This is a genomic window from Vibrio sp., from assembly GCF_984391705.1.
On the sequence record NZ_CFHWOM010000020.1, the window covers coordinates 1 to 16,118 of the forward strand.

General features: G+C 44.3%; 12 protein-coding genes and 1 pseudogene. 7 read left to right on the forward strand and 6 right to left on the reverse strand.

Annotated features, from left to right (window positions below):
• Positions 1-235: pseudogene (locus AC4MRV_RS12105) on the reverse strand (DUF2760 domain-containing protein); the annotation flags it as partial.
• 305 nt (positions 236-540) lie between these two features.
• Between AC4MRV_RS12105 and AC4MRV_RS12110 the strand changes: the two are divergent.
• Complete coding sequence (locus tag AC4MRV_RS12110) at positions 541-2,070, forward strand: diguanylate cyclase domain-containing protein (protein WP_491187591.1); 1,530 nt, start codon at positions 541-543, stop codon at positions 2,068-2,070.
• Between the two features lie 86 nt (positions 2,071-2,156).
• Positions 2,157-2,687, forward strand: a complete 531-nt coding sequence (locus AC4MRV_RS12115; RefSeq protein ID WP_491187592.1) for a 3'-5' exonuclease — start codon at positions 2,157-2,159, stop codon at positions 2,685-2,687.
• Positions 2,688-2,745: 58 nt separating this feature from the next.
• On the opposite strand, the gene AC4MRV_RS12120 is transcribed toward AC4MRV_RS12115, so the two are convergent.
• From AC4MRV_RS12120 to AC4MRV_RS12140, 5 genes are all read right to left on the reverse strand, one after another.
• Positions 2,746-3,066, reverse strand: a complete 321-nt coding sequence (locus AC4MRV_RS12120; protein WP_491187593.1) for a hypothetical protein — start codon at positions 3,064-3,066, stop codon at positions 2,746-2,748.
• The gene (locus AC4MRV_RS12125) at positions 3,059-5,569 is read right to left on the reverse strand and encodes a reprolysin-like metallopeptidase (RefSeq protein WP_491187594.1); all 2,511 of its coding nucleotides are present in this window, start codon (positions 5,567-5,569) and stop codon (positions 3,059-3,061) included. The genes AC4MRV_RS12120 and AC4MRV_RS12125 overlap by 8 nt, the downstream gene beginning before the upstream one ends.
• Before the next feature lie 247 nt (positions 5,570-5,816).
• On the reverse strand, positions 5,817-6,272 hold the full coding sequence (locus AC4MRV_RS12130; RefSeq protein WP_491187595.1) for a tellurite resistance TerB family protein: 456 nt from the start codon (positions 6,270-6,272) through the stop codon (positions 5,817-5,819).
• A gap of 77 nt (positions 6,273-6,349) precedes the next feature.
• Positions 6,350-8,254 carry an alkaline phosphatase D family protein gene (locus AC4MRV_RS12135; RefSeq protein WP_491187596.1) on the reverse strand — a complete coding sequence of 635 codons (1,905 nt, stop codon included), beginning with the start codon at positions 8,252-8,254 and terminating at the stop codon, positions 6,350-6,352.
• A gap of 3 nt (positions 8,255-8,257) precedes the next feature.
• Positions 8,258-8,623: a VC1380 family protein gene (locus AC4MRV_RS12140; RefSeq protein ID WP_491187597.1), complete on the reverse strand. Its 366-nt coding sequence runs from the start codon at positions 8,621-8,623 to the stop codon at positions 8,258-8,260.
• Between the two features lie 109 nt (positions 8,624-8,732).
• Between AC4MRV_RS12140 and AC4MRV_RS12145 the strand changes: the two genes are divergently transcribed.
• From AC4MRV_RS12145 to AC4MRV_RS12165, 5 genes are all read left to right on the forward strand, one after another.
• Positions 8,733-10,061, forward strand: a complete 1,329-nt coding sequence (locus AC4MRV_RS12145) for a MipA/OmpV family protein (protein WP_491187598.1) — start codon at positions 8,733-8,735, stop codon at positions 10,059-10,061.
• A 120-nt stretch (positions 10,062-10,181) separates the two neighbouring features.
• The gene (hrpA, locus tag AC4MRV_RS12150) at positions 10,182-14,111 is read left to right on the forward strand and encodes an ATP-dependent RNA helicase HrpA (RefSeq protein WP_491187599.1); all 3,930 of its coding nucleotides are present in this window, start codon (positions 10,182-10,184) and stop codon (positions 14,109-14,111) included.
• 105 nt (positions 14,112-14,216) lie between these two features.
• The gene (locus AC4MRV_RS12155; protein ID WP_491187600.1) at positions 14,217-14,714 is read left to right on the forward strand and encodes a porin family protein; all 498 of its coding nucleotides are present in this window, start codon (positions 14,217-14,219) and stop codon (positions 14,712-14,714) included.
• A 97-nt stretch (positions 14,715-14,811) separates the two neighbouring features.
• Positions 14,812-15,327 (forward strand): porin family protein, encoded by a 516-nt coding sequence (locus tag AC4MRV_RS12160; protein WP_491187601.1) that lies wholly within the window; start codon positions 14,812-14,814, stop codon positions 15,325-15,327.
• Positions 15,328-15,460: 133 nt separating this feature from the next.
• Positions 15,461-16,075 carry a DsbA family protein gene (locus AC4MRV_RS12165; RefSeq protein ID WP_491187602.1) on the forward strand — a complete coding sequence of 205 codons (615 nt, stop codon included), beginning with the start codon at positions 15,461-15,463 and terminating at the stop codon, positions 16,073-16,075.
• Positions 16,076-16,118: the final 43 nt, after the last annotated feature.

Below are 16,118 nucleotides of genomic sequence, written 5' to 3' on the forward strand. Positions count from 1 at the left end.
CAACTTCTACAACACGTTCTACGACTTTCTCAACTTCCACTACTTTTTCTACTTCAACGATCTTCTCGACAGGCTTCTCAACCTCGACGATTTTCTCGACTGGTTTTTCAACCACTTTCTCGATCACTTTAGATTTACGCGATACTGCAATCAAAAGAAGTAAAACACTCGAAGCCGCTAGGCCTGCGTGAAGCATATCGAACGTTTGAGGAATCATTTGTAAATCGAATGTCATGACATTTCTCTTTTGTTTAGTTCAAGAGGCGATTGGCTCAATCAACTCTTGGGCTTTGTGCCCGATTATTCTGATAAATTGGGACGAATAGTAGCATATTCAATGCTGCTCGCTGCTAGATTTCCTTGAGAATCGTGGCCGTTTTGATTTGAGTGACGGCTTTTTGAGCGGTTTTACTACTAGAAAGTAACGTTTGAGTGAGGCGTGCGCCATTTTTGGTGCTGGACCGTTAATAACCCTTTATGTATCTGATTATTAAAAGCTAAGATAGCTTGGTATTTTAGCCGCGAATCAGCAAAACTATTATGTACTTAGGCACTCCTAAAAAGGTTCTATATCCTCTTATCACGTTTCTTCTCACTGTACTAGTGACCTCACTAGTTGTTTACTATTCGCATAAGTCTCAGTTGAAATACACTAACGCTTTGTTTAGCAACCTTGCAGAGCAGCAGGCGGAGAATCTATCTCAAGTATTAGAGAGTGATCTTCATTTTATAGGTGCTGGGGCAAATTTCTTCCACGCGACTAAACCAGAAAACTGGGGGCAGTTTCATTTATTTGCCGATGAATTAGTTTCTTCTTCCGATACGTTGATAGGTTTGCAGTGGATGCAGAGAGTAGGGAAATCGGAACTAGATTCGCATATCACTCAGGTACGTGAAACTTTTCCGAGTTTTAATCTCTATACCGTCCCTAAAGATGGACCCAAGACCATGGGTTACATCATGCCAAACGGTGAAGATATCTACATCGCTTCAGATATCTACCCACGCAGTGATGCCAATTTAAATCTACTTGGCTTCTACTCTTCTCGTGTCCGCTTTCAATTGATCCTCGATGGTATTAGAGCGACTGGGCAGCCAAATGTATCGGATAAGGTTCGATTGCTACAAGATGGTTTGGACAAGAGCTTGGAAAAAACTGGGTTATTGGTGTATCACCCTGTATTTGATGTCGAATCGGCAGAACACTTAATAGGTGTGGTTGTCGGAGTTATTCGGACAACTCGATATTTTGACAATTTAATAAGTCGTACGGCCTCAGGACAGCAATTACTGGTCAAAGTTACCGATATGGGGTTTGACGCAGAAGATGATCCAACTTTGTATGAAAGTGAAGGTTGGAACTCCGGCCAAGGTTTGGAGATCAGTAAGACCATTGTTTTACCCAATCGAGAGTGGATTATCGACTTCAAACTGGCAAGCCGTGTTACTAACAATGATCGCTTGGTCTTAATCAGTATTGGCTTAGGTGGGCTCGTTATCGCCTGCTTGCTTGGCTATATTGTCTATCTGCAAGTTAGAGATAAAGAGTATCTATCGGTAATGTTGGATGAGCGAACGGAAGAGCTCCAGTTTATGGTTAATCATGACGCTTTGACGGGGCTTCGTAACCGACGCGCATTCAATGACCGTTTAAGTCAAGTCATCGCGCAGGAACAATGCTTTGCGCTGGTCACTTTTGATATTGATAAGTTTAAGGTGCTTAATGATAGCTTCGGTCACGTTGCCGGTGATGAGATGCTTATCCATGTCGCTAATATCGTCAGCGAAAATCTAGTCGATGGTGATTTGTTTTACCGAATAGGCGGTGATGAGTTCTGCATTATTTCCTCCGTGACGGAGTGTTCTAAGCTTTACAATTACCTTAATGATATTGGTCGATTAGTGGCGACGTCTCATCATCAATACGATATCCATAAGATCCGTTGTTCACTAAGCATTGGCGCGGTTGTTCGCGTATCGGAATCTGAAGAGGATATCCTTAAAAAAGCGGATACGCAGTTGTATAAGAGTAAGAAAGCAGGGCGTAACCGGGTCACTGTTGAAGAATAACTAATCAGTTGATGAGACAAAATTCGAATTGAGCGCTGTTCTCATGTAGAATCGCGCCCTTTCAGGTAGTTTAAGTAAGGCGAGTGATGAACCATAACCGTATAGTTTGTTTCGATTTAGAAATGTGCTGTTGGAATGAAAACGGTGTCGGTACGACAGGTGAAATCATTGAGGTAGGATTGGCGGAAATCGATCTGGTCAAAGGAGAGATCGTAAAACGCGCTCAATACTACGTTAAGCCTGAACAAGACGAAGTATCATTGTTTTGTGTAGAGCTAACAGGTATCACGCCACGAAAAATTGAAAAGCAAGGCCGTCCGCTAGAGGAAGTGCTCAAATCTATGGTGAAAAACTTTGGTGGTTCGAACAAGATTTTCGCTTCTTGGGGACGAGATGATGTCGTCTTGGCGAAAGAGTGCGAAGCGAAGGGTATTGAGATGCCGTTCAAAGAGTTTATTAACCTTGCGACTTTGTACCGCATTCAAAACCGCCTAAAGGATAAACGCATTGGCCATCGTGCGGCTCAAGAGTCTAAAGGTATTGAGTGGGAAGGGCGCCAGCATTCAGCGTATGTCGATGCCCACAACTTAGCGAAGCTCGCATTAACTATGCTTTAGAGATATTAAAAAGGGAGCGATGAGCTCCCTTTTCTATTTGAGGTGATCGAGTCACCTTTTACAGCTTAGCTTTTTTGCACTTAGGATAAATTTGAAGGTTATATTCCGCCGCATATTGAGTTAAAAGCTGGCGCTTTTCCAACTCCTCATCATTTCTCACGACGTCACTTACTCCTTCGATGATTTTTACCCCGCATAACTCAGCGGCAAACGCTCTTTCCTCGGTCTCGATGCCAGGAAGAACATTACCGCGTCCAGGCATTTGAAAAAGCCGATAGTCATCATTGCTTAGTGCACTTTGTGCATCAGCTTGTGCTTGCTTTTCAGCAGCACAACCACTCAAGATAATTAGAGCGAAAGGCAGAGCTTTTTTAATCATGTTTTCTCCTTAGCCCAAATGCTGCAAGCATTAACAAACCGAACCAGCTTACGCTGCCACCGCTACCACCGCCACTAGATGATGATGTACTGCCACTAGTGGTTGGTGCGGCTGCGACATTAATGGTTACCATTGCTGTAGCTGTTTGAGACGCTTCATCACGGATTGTGTAGGTGAATGAATCAACTCCGGAGAAGCCTTGCGAAGGCTGGTAGCTTACCTCTGTACCAGAGTTAATTAGAGTTCCAGTGCCAGTGTAATTGATCGCTGTGATCGCTAATTCACCTTGCCCAGCATCATTTGCAAGTAAATCTAACAAGGTTGCTGCGCTATTATGGTTTAGATCGTAACTATCATTCGTTGCTGAAATGGTCGCCGTGTTTGAGTTCACCGTGATAGTCAGTGTTCCTGTAGACGTTTGGTTTATTCCATCAACAATAGTATAAGTGATGGTTTCACTGCCAACAAAGCTCGCTTGTGGTTGGTAGCTAATCGCTTCATCAGTATAAGAAGCGGATCCCGTGCCAGTGTAGTTAATTGCAGTGATCTTAAGTGTCCCTTCACCTCTATCGTTTGCTAGCACATCGAATGATGTTTCAGCGCTATCTTGAATAACAGTAAACGCATCATCAACCGCTCTTGCTTCTTCAGGAAGCGCCACTGAAAAGCCCTTCGAAACAGCGTAGAAGATGTTGTCGCTACATTGGATCATTAAGCGCGCGTTGTTGAACGCTTGGCTAGGGAAGTTTACTGGCTCTGAACCATCATTGTTGGTTGCAGAAATCAAGGTTTGATCGAATGTTACACCGCCATCTGTCGATAATAGAATATCAACCGCAGAACAATTTATTGGTAGTTGCGCAGTGCCAGCGACATTCCACTCGACATTCGCAATTCCTGCTATAGTTGAACCGGCGGTAGGAGTGATGACTGTAAATGGACCACTGTTACCATCAACAGTTATGCGTGTATCATCACTTGATACACCACCATTGCCATCTCTTACTGTGAGCCTGAAGTTTAAATCTCGGCTCGTCGTTGCGTATGTTTCACCTTTGGCTAGCGTACCATCAATCACATCTTCCAATCTTGGTAAATAACGCTTAGGTTCCGCCGTAGGCATCCAAGATCGGAATAGCGGACCACTACCAAAATCGGTGGTAAGGTTTGAGGTGCCTGTACCTGAATCCATCTGTTCCCAAACATAAGTTAGGCTGCCTGTGCCCGTCGCTGAGCCAGTTAACACCAGAGGCGTGCTCGCTGGAACGGTATAATTGTTACCTGCATTGACCGCCGGTACTTCGGTCGCAGAAACGTCAACTGTTCCACAACTCTGAGTCGCTAGGTAGTCGTTAATCTCTTTAATGCTTGCAGCGTGGAAGTAGGCATCCGAGTTAACTTGCAGATCGTCGTCGCCACAGATACCAGCGTACGCCATGATGGTGCTACCACTACCGGGCTCGAAAGCCGTTGGATTGTTGCGGTTGCCGCCTTCACAGTTGTACATGTTGCCGTTGAATGTGTGGTTTGCGCCAAACTGGTGACCCAGTTCATGGGCTACATAGTCGATATAAAACGCATCGGTTTCTGGATCAGAGCGACCTGTTACACCTGCCCCTTTTCGAAAATCATCACATACAGCACCTAGCGCGGCCAAACCACCCCCACCGGTGGTAAAGATATGACCAACATCGAATGCGTCACTACCAAATTTACTCGTTAGATCATTGTGGTTGCGACCAATGTCGAGACTCGCATCAGAGTCAGTAAACGGGTCGGTCGACGGATTGGTGTATATATTGAAATTCACCAACTCAAGCTGTATCGCTAGATCTGACTTGTAAACCTGATTAACCCTGTTGATAGCTGTGGTAATAGCTGAACGTGTTAAAGCCTCCGTGCCACCGTGATACCGTGAATACTCGCCCGTTGTCGAAACAATCAATCGATAGGTACGAGACTCAATATTCGCTCGCGCAGCGACGCGATTCTTTTCTGTGTCAACTTGGTTGTTTTGTAGATACGTTAAAACCTGATCCTGGAATGGGCTAGAGAGAGTGTGATTGTAAGACACATAGTGACCCGAGCCATCAGGCTTTGGCTCAACATAAACATACTTGCCATTGTGGCTAAACATGCCGTGGAATCCCTTCGGCGTGTAATCAAATCGACCTTGGATACTAGTATCACCAACCGCATGGCCGACATATGTTTTTAGCTCTGGGTACTTTGCCTGCATTTCAGGCGAGAGGATGGAGTCGTAGGCTAAAACAAAGTCGACCAATTCTCCGTCTGGTAAAGGGACTTGAAGCGTTAAACTGCCTTTAGCTTGGCCGTTTACAAAATGACTTTCTAGCTTACCTGCGTCAACCGAAAAGGTCATAGATGATTTATCATCCGTCGACCTTTCAGAATAAACAGATTGCCAAAGTTCACTGGATAAGGCGTTCGCATTGAACATAAATGAGAGGGATATTGCGCCAACTAACTTACTGTACTTCATTATAAATCTCTGGTGTATCTACTACGTGAGTTGAATGTTTCACGAAACTATTATAATTGGAGTGAATGCTCAATAATTTATAAATACATGCAGTGATTTATGTAACCGACTTCTAGCTTTTTCTATATTGAATTAGGTTGGGGATTACATGGTGTAGTGAAAGCGTAAACCCTTCGCGTAAATAGGAATGGTATGAAACGCTCACGACTTTTGGCTGATGGTTTTATTGCTTGGTAGGCTAACGCTATTACTCGGGCTTGTTTTCAGTTGCGGAAAGTTTGGCGCGAATAAACTCACTGTGGTCGACGTAAAGCAATTCCGCTGTTTTTCGAATCACAGAGTCTTCGAGTGGGTCAATCTCACCATCAGCATTTGCCACTTCCCACATGGCTTTTATCAACTCAAATCGAGTCTCTTGAGTGAGCTCTCTTAACTGAGAGGTAAAATCATAGAGTGATGCCGATTGCTTGCTTTGGGCGCGAGCTCGAGATATCAGAGCCTGCGCGCTCGAATCTTCTAGCCCTAACAGGCGGGATAACAAAGTCAGTTTTGCTTCTTCTTCACGTTGATCTATATGGTGATCCGCTCCCGCGACTTCGCACAGTAAGCATGCGATAGCGAGGTTCGGGTCGCTCGCCGCGTGATTGCCTAAATCCTGCCCTTCGAGCAACTGTTTAAATAATTTTGTAATGGAATTTAGCATATCGATCGCCTCAATTTGTTCTCTAACTTTATAGATAGTGTTAATCAAAGACGATCACAAGAGGCTTTACAGAAACCTTACGTTTCTTTTATCACTGGGAACTCTACTTCTTGATAATTTCCGGTCAAAATCGAGATACGCTCCGGCTTACCATGTGCGTCCAGTTTAAGCTCACCAATGGCGCTGGTGTTGACCAATCTGCGCACGCCATCGGTGTTTGGATCGCGCTTATAGACTTTGAGGCGTTTCCGCTTGGTGAAAAAGTTGAGCGGAGAGCGGGGTGAATAGAGTAATCGGTCTGCGTGATCACAAATACCAAGCAATGGTTCTGGGAATTGGTTCTTAAACCCACTACAGGTAATTTGATAAATATTTGGACTGGATTTACGAAAACGCAGCTTTATGTCATAGGCAAAAGAGTAGTGCACATCACCGGATAAAATGACAAAGTTGGTTGGCGTTTTTGTATGGGTGAAAATACTTAATAACGTGTTCGCACTGCCTGGGTGAGCCATCCAGTTTTCCGCGTCAATGAGTAGAGGCTGCCCAAGCATTGTCATCCCTTTTTGCAATGCTTCTATGAACTTAACGCCAAACATTGGTGCAGCAGAGACAATGATAACTTTGTCTTGATACATCAATTCTTGTTGAAACTCGATCATTGCTTCCCAGTCCATCAGGCCTGAGGGCTTGTTCATACGCGACTCAGAGCGCCATCGTCGAGTGCGAGTGTCTAAGACGACAACTTTAGGCGAAGTATGGATGGTGTAGTGCCATTTCTCAAAAGTATACAGATACTGAATAAAGTTATCTTGGTGCGTAGCTGTTGTCGAATGAAAATATTGGTTAGCGACGTCAAGAAACTCTTGGTTAAAGTTGCCTGGCTCGTTGCCCCATCCCTGACACAGCCAGTAAGACAGTAAGCCGTTTCCAATAATTCGCTTGGCAAACGGATTTTCGTAGGCCGCTTTTTCCCAACCGATGGTTAAATTCCAATCATCAGTAACATCGTGATCGTCAAAAATCATGTAAGTAGGGATGTGCGCAAACAAGCGCTGTACACTTGGCAACCCTGCGACAAACTTATCAATGATCTTTTTTTCTTCTCGCCACTTTTGTTGCCATGCGGGACTAAGTTGTTGACCACCTTGGGTAAACTGCGACTCCATCAAGCGACTAGGGTTGATGTTTTGCCAAAGCACTGGTGACCAAACAAGCAGGTACATGGCGAAAAATTCAGAGAAAGTGATTAAGTGATTCTCGCATTCTCTTGAACTAAAAATAGGCGCGTGACGCTTGGGAAAAAACGTGGTTAACCAGTGACCATCATCGACATAGTGAGGAAGCAATTTATCGCGGCCATAATAGAAATCTTTGTGTTGGCGCAGTTCGTCACAGTTGGCGATAGGACCATGGTGAAACACTTCTTTTGGCAAGCCAAGTAAATCAATCACTTGATCAATGGCATCTAATGTTGGCCCTGCAACGTGGTCTGCATATATTTGGTCACCACTCATCATTAATAAGTCAGGCCTTTCTTCAAGTGGAAGAGACGCGACCTTTTTGTCAGCAGCGACGAGGGCGTCTGGACTTGGGTGATGGGGGTTGCGGCATGAACCATGTAAAACATAGTCAGCCTTGTCTGAGATGATAATGCTAGGGCGTTGTTCACCTTGGTAACAAAGGTGCGGAGCCAACTGCGTGAGCGGTCCAAATTGAGTTATAAAATCGTAACTTAGGGCTGTGTTTGTAGGAAAGTCATGGCGAAAATCAGCAAGGGTGACATAAGCATGCTTACCTACTTGAATTGAATGACAATCCTCCACCTTAAATTGCGTGATCTCATTTTGATCAAGTGGATGATAAAGTGAAAAATGGCCCTGAATTGGCTCACGAGTCACGAGCCAAAAGACAAGCTGATTGTGGGTTGCTTTACGTAAGATCGGGCCTGCGATCAAGAATGGGATTGTATTCAATGTCATTGATTAGTCTGTTGGGTCTTCAGGTACTTCTGGGTCTTCAAGTATTTCGATCACTTCAGAGCTGGATAGTTCATGGCCCATCAAAAAAAGCGCCAGCATCGCGTCCGCTTTTGTTTTTGTATCAGAACTCTCTTCTAAGATTTGCTCAAAACGGTGACGAATCATATCGATTTCGTGTTCAACAAAACCACGGCCTTCTTCGTCTCCTTGCGATTCTTCTGGTGCTGTATCGAATTGTAAAAACAGCAACTCTCCATTTAATTCACTATCGATGAGCCGCTCTGGTAACCACTCTTCACCGCAGACCACATCTGGATCGATGTCTTCTGGAAGAGATTCTAGCAATTTCTTTAACTTTGATGCTTTCACAATTTTATGATTTAGGAGAACATATATTCTTATTTTAACGACGAATTGCTAATAATCATAAGCATTAAGTGACTCAATAGGTTAATTATTGAGTCTTTAGGACATAAAAATGACAAATCAGTGGAAAATTTGCCGCGCGGCAGTGGGTATTGGCGCAGCTTTTCTTTCAACTTCGACTTTTGCCACAGAATCTTCAGCCGTCAGTGAGCAGGAATGGGGGATTGCGGCAATGTATCGTACGGCATCCATTCCGTTCGAAACAGACAAAGGGGATCAAACGGTGAGTACGTTTGTTCCAATGATGTATTTCGATAATGAGTATGTCTTTATCGATGGACTTGAAGGCGGTTTCCATCTTTACAACTCGGAAGATGAAAAGTGGCAATTGAATGCACTAACCCGATTACGATTTGTCGATATTCCTAAGTACTTCCAAAATGCGAATGAAGGTGACTCTGCGGATTTTGGTTTACAGCTTCGTTATCAGGTTGATAACAATTGGCACGTCGATACTGAAGTAATGACGGATGACGAGTATCGCGTTCACGGTAATCTACGAGTTTCTGGCGAATTTGAATCAGGAGACTGGGAGCTAAAACCGAGAGTAAGCCTGCGTTATAAGGAAGCAGAGTTCAACAGCGTTTACTATGGGTTTTCTGAGTACACTGACGATCGTATTGGCGCGGGTGTTGATATCAATGTTGGTTTAGATGCTCGTTATCATGTGATTTCTAACTTGTATTTGCTCGGCTCGACCAGTATTACTCGTCTTGATGACAACGCCTATAACTCTCCGCTTGTTGAAGACCGCTTTGAAGGTGAGTTGTTTGTTGGCTTTGGGTTCTTTAACGATAAGACGAAAGCCCCTAAATCTGAGTTGACTAATAAGCGTTACTGGCGCGTCGCCCATGGTTGGGCAACGCCATCCAATATCGGTGAAATCTTCTCATTTGAAAGTGAGAAGGATGAATACAACAACCAAATGACGTCATTGTTTTACGGTCACCCGTTAACAGATGAATTGTTTGGTTTGCCTATTGATATCTATTTGACGCCTGGACTTGTGCACCACTGGTCTTCAGACGTGCAAGGCGCAAGTACCGAATATGTTGCCGCGATTAAAGCGTACTACACCTTCAACTGGCCGACGCAATGGCGATTTGGTGTAGCGGAAGGTTTGTCGTACATCGACAACATTACTTATATTGAGCAAGATGAGATGGACAGAAAGGGTTATACAGCGAGCCATCTACTCAATTACTTGGATTTCTCATTCGATGTCAACATGGGTGATTTGTTTAATGCACCAGAGCTAAACAACATGTGGTTTGGCTATTCGCTCCACCACCGTAGCGCTATCTTTGAAAAAGCCTCTCAGTTTGGACGTATAAAGGGTGGCAGTAACTACAACAGCGTCTACCTACAGTTTGATTTCTAATTGACGAATCATCAGATTACGCCTGTAGTCAATTGGTTACGGGCGTTTTTTTTTATACGTACAAATAGCTTGTGATACAATTCACGCAGTTTTATGTAATGAAAAAGAATAGGAAACGCTTTGACTTCGTCACAGCCTAAAAAATCTGTCGAGACTGAACAGAAAGCGCTAGCGAACAGCGCAGCATCACTTCGGAAAGCACTCACGCAATGTATGATGCGTGACCGCTTTCGTTTAAGTAAACGTATTGCTGGTGCCAATAAAATTAAAAAAGATGCCGCTCGCAATGCTGTCTTCGATGAGATCGCGCTAGACATCGCTAAATCTATGATGGAAGTAGAACAACGTGCGAATGCTCAGCCAACCATCGAATACCCGGAAATCCTGCCAGTAAGTCAGAAGAGAGACGATATTGCGCAAGCGATCGAGGAAAACCAAGTGGTCATCGTTGCGGGTGAAACGGGTTCGGGTAAAACCACTCAGCTGCCAAAAATTTGTGCTGAACTTGGTCGCGGTAAGTTCGGTCTGATTGGTCATACTCAGCCTCGTCGTCTTGCGGCGCGTTCGGTTGCAAACCGTATTGCCGAAGAGATGGAAACCAAGCTTGGTGAGTTTGTTGGTTACAAGGTTCGATTCAACGATCAGATCTCTGAAAATACCCAAATCAAATTGATGACGGACGGTATCTTGCTGGCTGAAATTCAGCATGACCGCTTCTTGAATCAATACGACACCATCATTATCGATGAAGCGCACGAGCGCAGCCTTAACATCGATTTCATCTTGGGTTACTTGAAAGAGTTGCTGCCACGTCGTCCTGATCTGAAAGTGATCATCACGTCAGCAACCATCGATCCTGAGCGCTTTTCAAAACACTTCAACAATGCACCAATCATTGAAGTGTCAGGTCGTACTTATCCAGTAGAGACGCGTTATCGCCCACTTGGTGGTGAGGATGAGAGCGATCGTGATCAACTTGAAGGTATTTTCGAAGCGGTAGATGAACTGTGTGATGAAGGCTTAGGTGACATCCTGATCTTTATGAACGGTGAGCGAGAAATTCGCGATACTGCTGATGCTCTGTCAAAACGTAATTTGAAGAGCACGGAAATAGTACCGCTTTATGCGCGTTTGTCGGCGGGTGAACAGAACAAGATTTTCCAACCTCATGCTGGTCGCAGAATCGTACTGGCAACCAACGTAGCGGAAACATCATTAACCGTTCCAGGTATAAAGTACGTGATTGATCCGGGTACCGCTCGTATCAGCCGTTACAGTTACCGTACTAAAGTTCAGCGTCTTCCAATCGAGCCAGTTTCTCAGGCGAGTGCGAACCAGCGTAAAGGTCGTTGTGGTCGTGTGGAAGAGGGCATCTGTATACGCCTATACTCTGAGGATGATTTTAACTCGCGCCCCGAGTTTACCGATCCAGAGATCCTTCGTACTAACCTTGCATCGGTTATCTTGCAGATGACAGCTCTTGGTTTGGGTGATATCCAAGCGTTCCCATTTGTGGAAGCGCCTGATAAACGTAACATCCAAGATGGTGTTCGTTTGCTTGAAGAGCTTGGCGCGATTAACGCTGAAGCGAAAGACCCGAAGAAACGTTTGACCAGTATTGGTCGTCAGCTTGCACGTCTACCTATCGACCCGCGCTTAGCGCGTATGGTACTGGAATCACCAAAGTATGGTGCGACCAAAGAGTTGATGATCATTGCTTCAGCGCTGTCTATCCAAGATCCTCGTGAACGTCCAAGCGACAAGCAGCAATCTTCGGATGACAAACACAAACGTTTCTTCCATGAAGAATCAGACTTTCTGACGTTTGTGAATTTATGGGATTACATCCAAAAGCAGCAGAAGAAGTTATCAGGTAATCAGTTCCGTAAGCAGTGTAAACAAGACTACTTGAACTATCTGCGTGTGCGCGAGTGGCAAGATGTCTACTTCCAGATTCACCAGTCGATGCGTGAAATGGACTTTAAACTCAACGATGAACCGGCGAGTTACCAAGGTGTGCACTCAGCAATCTTAGTGGGTTTGCTTTCTCATATCGGTATGAAAGATCAAGAGAAAAATGAATACCAGGGCGCTCGTAACGCTCGTTTTCATATCTTCCCTGCGTCTGGCTTGTTTAAGAAGCAACCGAAGTGGATTATGTCAGCTGAGTTGGTAGAAACCTCAAAATTGTGGGGGCGCATTATTGCCAAAATCCAACCAGAATGGATTGAGCCAGTAGCTAAGCACCTAATCAAACGCAGTTACAGTGAGCCACATTGGTCGAAGAAACGTGCCGCTGTTATGGCGTACGAGAAAGTGATGCTTTACGGAGTACCTATTGTACCGAAGCGCTTGGTTAACTATGGCAATATTGATGCGACGGTCAGTCGTGAAATCTTTGTACGCAGTGCGCTGGTGGAAGGAGAGTGGGAGACTAAGCACACCTTCTTTAAGCAAAACCGCAAACTTCTCCAAGAGGTCGAAGAGCTTGAACATAAGTCTCGTCGCCGCGATATTTTGGTGGATGATGATGAGCTGTTCGATTTTTATGACCAACGTGTAGGAACGGAAGTCGTTTCAGGAAAACACTTCGACACATGGTGGAAGAAAGCATCGAAAGAGAACAGCGAATTGCTGAACTTTGAAAAAGAGATGCTGTTCAGAGGTGATGCAAGCCATGTTACGGATTTAGACTACCCGAACTTTTGGTTTCAAAATAACCTAAAGCTCAAACTAAGTTATCAGTTTGAGCCGGGTGATGACAGTGATGGCGTAACGGTTCATTTGCCGTTGCCGATCTTAAACCAAGTAGAACAAGCTGGTTTTGACTGGCAGATTCCTGGCTTGCGTCATGAGCTAATTGTCAGCCTGATTAAATCACTGCCAAAAACAATCCGTAAAAACTTTGTTCCGGCTCCGAACTATGCAGATGCGTTCTTGGCGCGCTCGACTCCAATGGAAGCTCCGCTGCTGGATTCTTTAGAGAAAGAGTTACGCAGAATGACGGGTGTTGAGGTGCTGCGTGAAGATTGGAATATGGATCAAATTCCAGACCACTTAAAGGTGACTTTCCGAGCCGTTGACCATAGAAATCGTAAACTGAAAGAGAACAAAGATCTCCATGAGTTGAAAGAAAGCCTTAAGGATAAAGTTCAAGAAACTCTATCTAAGGTGGCCGATGATGATATCGAACAGCAAGGTTTACATACTTGGAGTTTTGGTGAGCTGCCTAAAGTTTATCAGCAAAAGCGCGGAGGCTACGATGTTAAAGCTTATCCAGCTATCGTAGACACCAAAGACAGCGTTGAAATTAAGCTGTACGAGACGGAGTACGAGCAGGTCACTGCGATGCAGGCAGGTCAGCGTCGTCTGATCTTGCTGAATGTACCGTCGCCGATTAAGTATTTGCACTCCAACTTGCCGAATAAGTCTAAGTTGGGCCTGTACTTCAACCCTTACGGTAAAGTGCTGGATCTGATTGACGACTGTATCGCGTGTGGTGTTGATAAGCTAATTGAAGAGCAGGGCGGCTTGGTTTGGGAACCGGAAAAGTTCGATGCGCTGAAAGAACATGTCCGTGCTGAACTTGGTGATACGGTGGTAGAGATTGCCCAGCAAGTGGAAACGATTCTGACGACCGCGTTCAACATCAATAAGAAGTTGAAAGGTAAGATTGATTTCACGATGGCGTTTGCGTTATCGGACATCAAAGCGCAAATAGAAGGATTGATCTTCAAAGGCTTCGCCACGGAATGTGGATGGAAGCGCTTGCCAGATATTTTGCGTTATATGCGTGCTATCGAGCGTCGAATGGAAAAACTACCAATCGATCCGAACAAAGACCGACTACACATGTTAAAGATTGAGTCGGTTGCCAATGATTACAAAGAATTACTCAACAAGATTCCAAAAGGAATGGTGGTACCAGAAAACGTCAAAGAAGTACGTTGGATGATAGAAGAGTTGCGTGTAAGTTTCTTTGCTCAGCAGCTAGGCACGCCATATCCTGTTTCCGATAAGCGCGTTAAAAATGCAATAGAAGCTTGTTAGGTATATAAATTGCATTAAAACAATAACAGGATAGTTTTTTGACGAACGTTGGCAGTGGGTTGCCGCATGGTGGCACTGCCGAATGACATGACAAGAAGGTTAATTATGAAAAAGACACTTTTAGCACTGGCGCTGATTGGCGCATCGGCTACAGCTTCTGCGGACTCTTGGATTTATGGTAGTGCAAGTGTCGGTCAAGCTACCATTGGCGGTGAGACGGCCTCTTCGTACAACGTACACGTTGGTACCGGAATCCTACCGTTTATTGGCCTTGAAGCGGGTTATCAAACTTTCGGAGAGTTTACTGACGCGCGTTACGATGGCAAAGACCTTGATTTGGAAGGCTCTGCGCTTTACTTTGCTGCTAAACCAAGTATTGATTTTGGCCCACTGCATGTTTACGCAAAAGCAGGTCTACATTCGTACAAGTTGGAAGACAGTAGCGCAAACTTTGAAGAAGATGAGATCGACATGATGTATGGCGTAGGTGCCGAATACTTTATGGCTGGTCCAATTTCTGTAGGTGCAAGCTACAATGTATTTTCTATGAAAGATGATGACGTGAAGAACTTCTCGCTAAACGCGACGTTCCACTTCTTATAACGATTCATCCTCTTTTAGATTGATACCCAGCAATCTTGCTGGGTATTTTTATGTGCCTATATGGTATGTTGTTTGTTTTGTGTTTGGGATATATAAAATGAAAAAAACACTTTTGGCTCTTATGGTTATGGGCGTTTCAGCTTCAGCTTCAGCTGATTCATGGCTATACGCTGGTATTCAAGGTGGTAAATCTAACTTAGAGAGCGAAAGTTCTACGGCATATGGTGTACATGTCGGTACTGGTATCCTTCCTTTGATTGGTCTTGAAGCGGGTTACTTTAATCATGGTTCTATCGACTTAGAAGCTCGTAATATTAGTGGAAGTGCTGATTTTACGTCTTTCTACGCAGCTGCTAAGCCGAGCATCGATTTTGGTCCTCTACACATTTATGCTAAGGGCGGTCTCAACACGTATAACGTTGAGTTTACTGGTGATTTAAGCTCGATTTCTAATGATTCAGGTGTTGGTCTGATGTACGGTTTTGGTGCTGAGTACAACATTCTTCCTGGCCTAACCGTTGGTGCTAGCTACCAGTCCTTTGGTTTTGAGGTTGATGGTAGTGGCGAAAACGTGGACAGTTTTACGCTAAATGCGACGTTCCACTTCCTATAAATAGAACGAACAGATACTTAAGGCGGCCATCGGTCGCCTTTTTTTGTGCGAGATTTGTCGTCCAAATCACTATACAAGGATTGGTTTTTGGTTTATTTTGAACGATTGTTCAACCATTTTGGGAGATGAATGGATGACTAGAGTGAAACTGTATTATATCTACGATCCTATGTGCTCTTGGTGTTGGGGGTACAAACCCACTTGGCAAAAAATAGAAAGCGCGATAGAAGGATTCGTCGATATCCAATATTTAGTGGGTGGCTTAGCTCCTGATTCCGACCAGCCAATGCCTATCGATATGCAGCAGCAAATCGCTTCTTATTGGAAAAGGATTGAAGATTATCTAGGTACAGAGTTTAACTATGATTTTTGGTCCAATAACACTCCGCGCCGTTCTACTTACCCTTCCTGCCGAGCGGCACTTGCTGCTCGCAAACAGGGCAAAGAAAAAGAGATGATAGAAGGGATTCAGCATGCCTATTACTTAGAGGCGAAAAATCCAAGTGACAATATGGTGTTGTTTGACGTTGCCCGAGAAATTGGATTGACGATGAAAACGTTTGAAGAACATTATCATTCAACTCGTTTAGATTCAGAGTTTCAGGAGGAGATGAAGTTTGTTCGTAGAATTGGGGGCAATAGTTTTCCCTCTTTGTTCTTGGAAACTGAAAAGGGCATTGTTGAACTACCAATAAATTATCAGGATGCTAATGAGACTTTGGTTCAAATCCAAAGTTTATTGAAATAAAAAAGCCACTCCATCAAGGAGTGGCTTTTCGTTGAATCGATGA

Excerpts from the sequence above, each read along its gene's own strand:
- AC4MRV_RS12125 (WP_491187594.1), bottom strand. The coding sequence starts at position 5,569 with ATGAAGTACAGTAAGTTAGTTGGCGCAATATCCCTCTCATTTATGTTC.
- AC4MRV_RS12160 (WP_491187601.1), top strand. The coding sequence starts at position 14,812 with ATGAAAAAAACACTTTTGGCTCTTATGGTTATGGGCGTTTCAGCTTCA.
- AC4MRV_RS12135 (WP_491187596.1), bottom strand. The coding sequence starts at position 8,254 with ATGACATTGAATACAATCCCATTCTTGATCGCAGGCCCGATCTTACGT.
- AC4MRV_RS12130 (WP_491187595.1), bottom strand. The coding sequence starts at position 6,272 with ATGCTAAATTCCATTACAAAATTATTTAAACAGTTGCTCGAAGGGCAG.
- AC4MRV_RS12120 (WP_491187593.1), bottom strand. The coding sequence starts at position 3,066 with ATGATTAAAAAAGCTCTGCCTTTCGCTCTAATTATCTTGAGTGGTTGT.
- AC4MRV_RS12110 (WP_491187591.1), top strand. The coding sequence starts at position 541 with ATGTACTTAGGCACTCCTAAAAAGGTTCTATATCCTCTTATCACGTTT.
- AC4MRV_RS12155 (WP_491187600.1), top strand. The coding sequence starts at position 14,217 with ATGAAAAAGACACTTTTAGCACTGGCGCTGATTGGCGCATCGGCTACA.
- AC4MRV_RS12115 (WP_491187592.1), top strand. The coding sequence starts at position 2,157 with ATGAACCATAACCGTATAGTTTGTTTCGATTTAGAAATGTGCTGTTGG.
- AC4MRV_RS12145 (WP_491187598.1), top strand. The coding sequence starts at position 8,733 with ATGACAAATCAGTGGAAAATTTGCCGCGCGGCAGTGGGTATTGGCGCA.
- AC4MRV_RS12165 (WP_491187602.1), top strand. The coding sequence starts at position 15,461 with ATGACTAGAGTGAAACTGTATTATATCTACGATCCTATGTGCTCTTGG.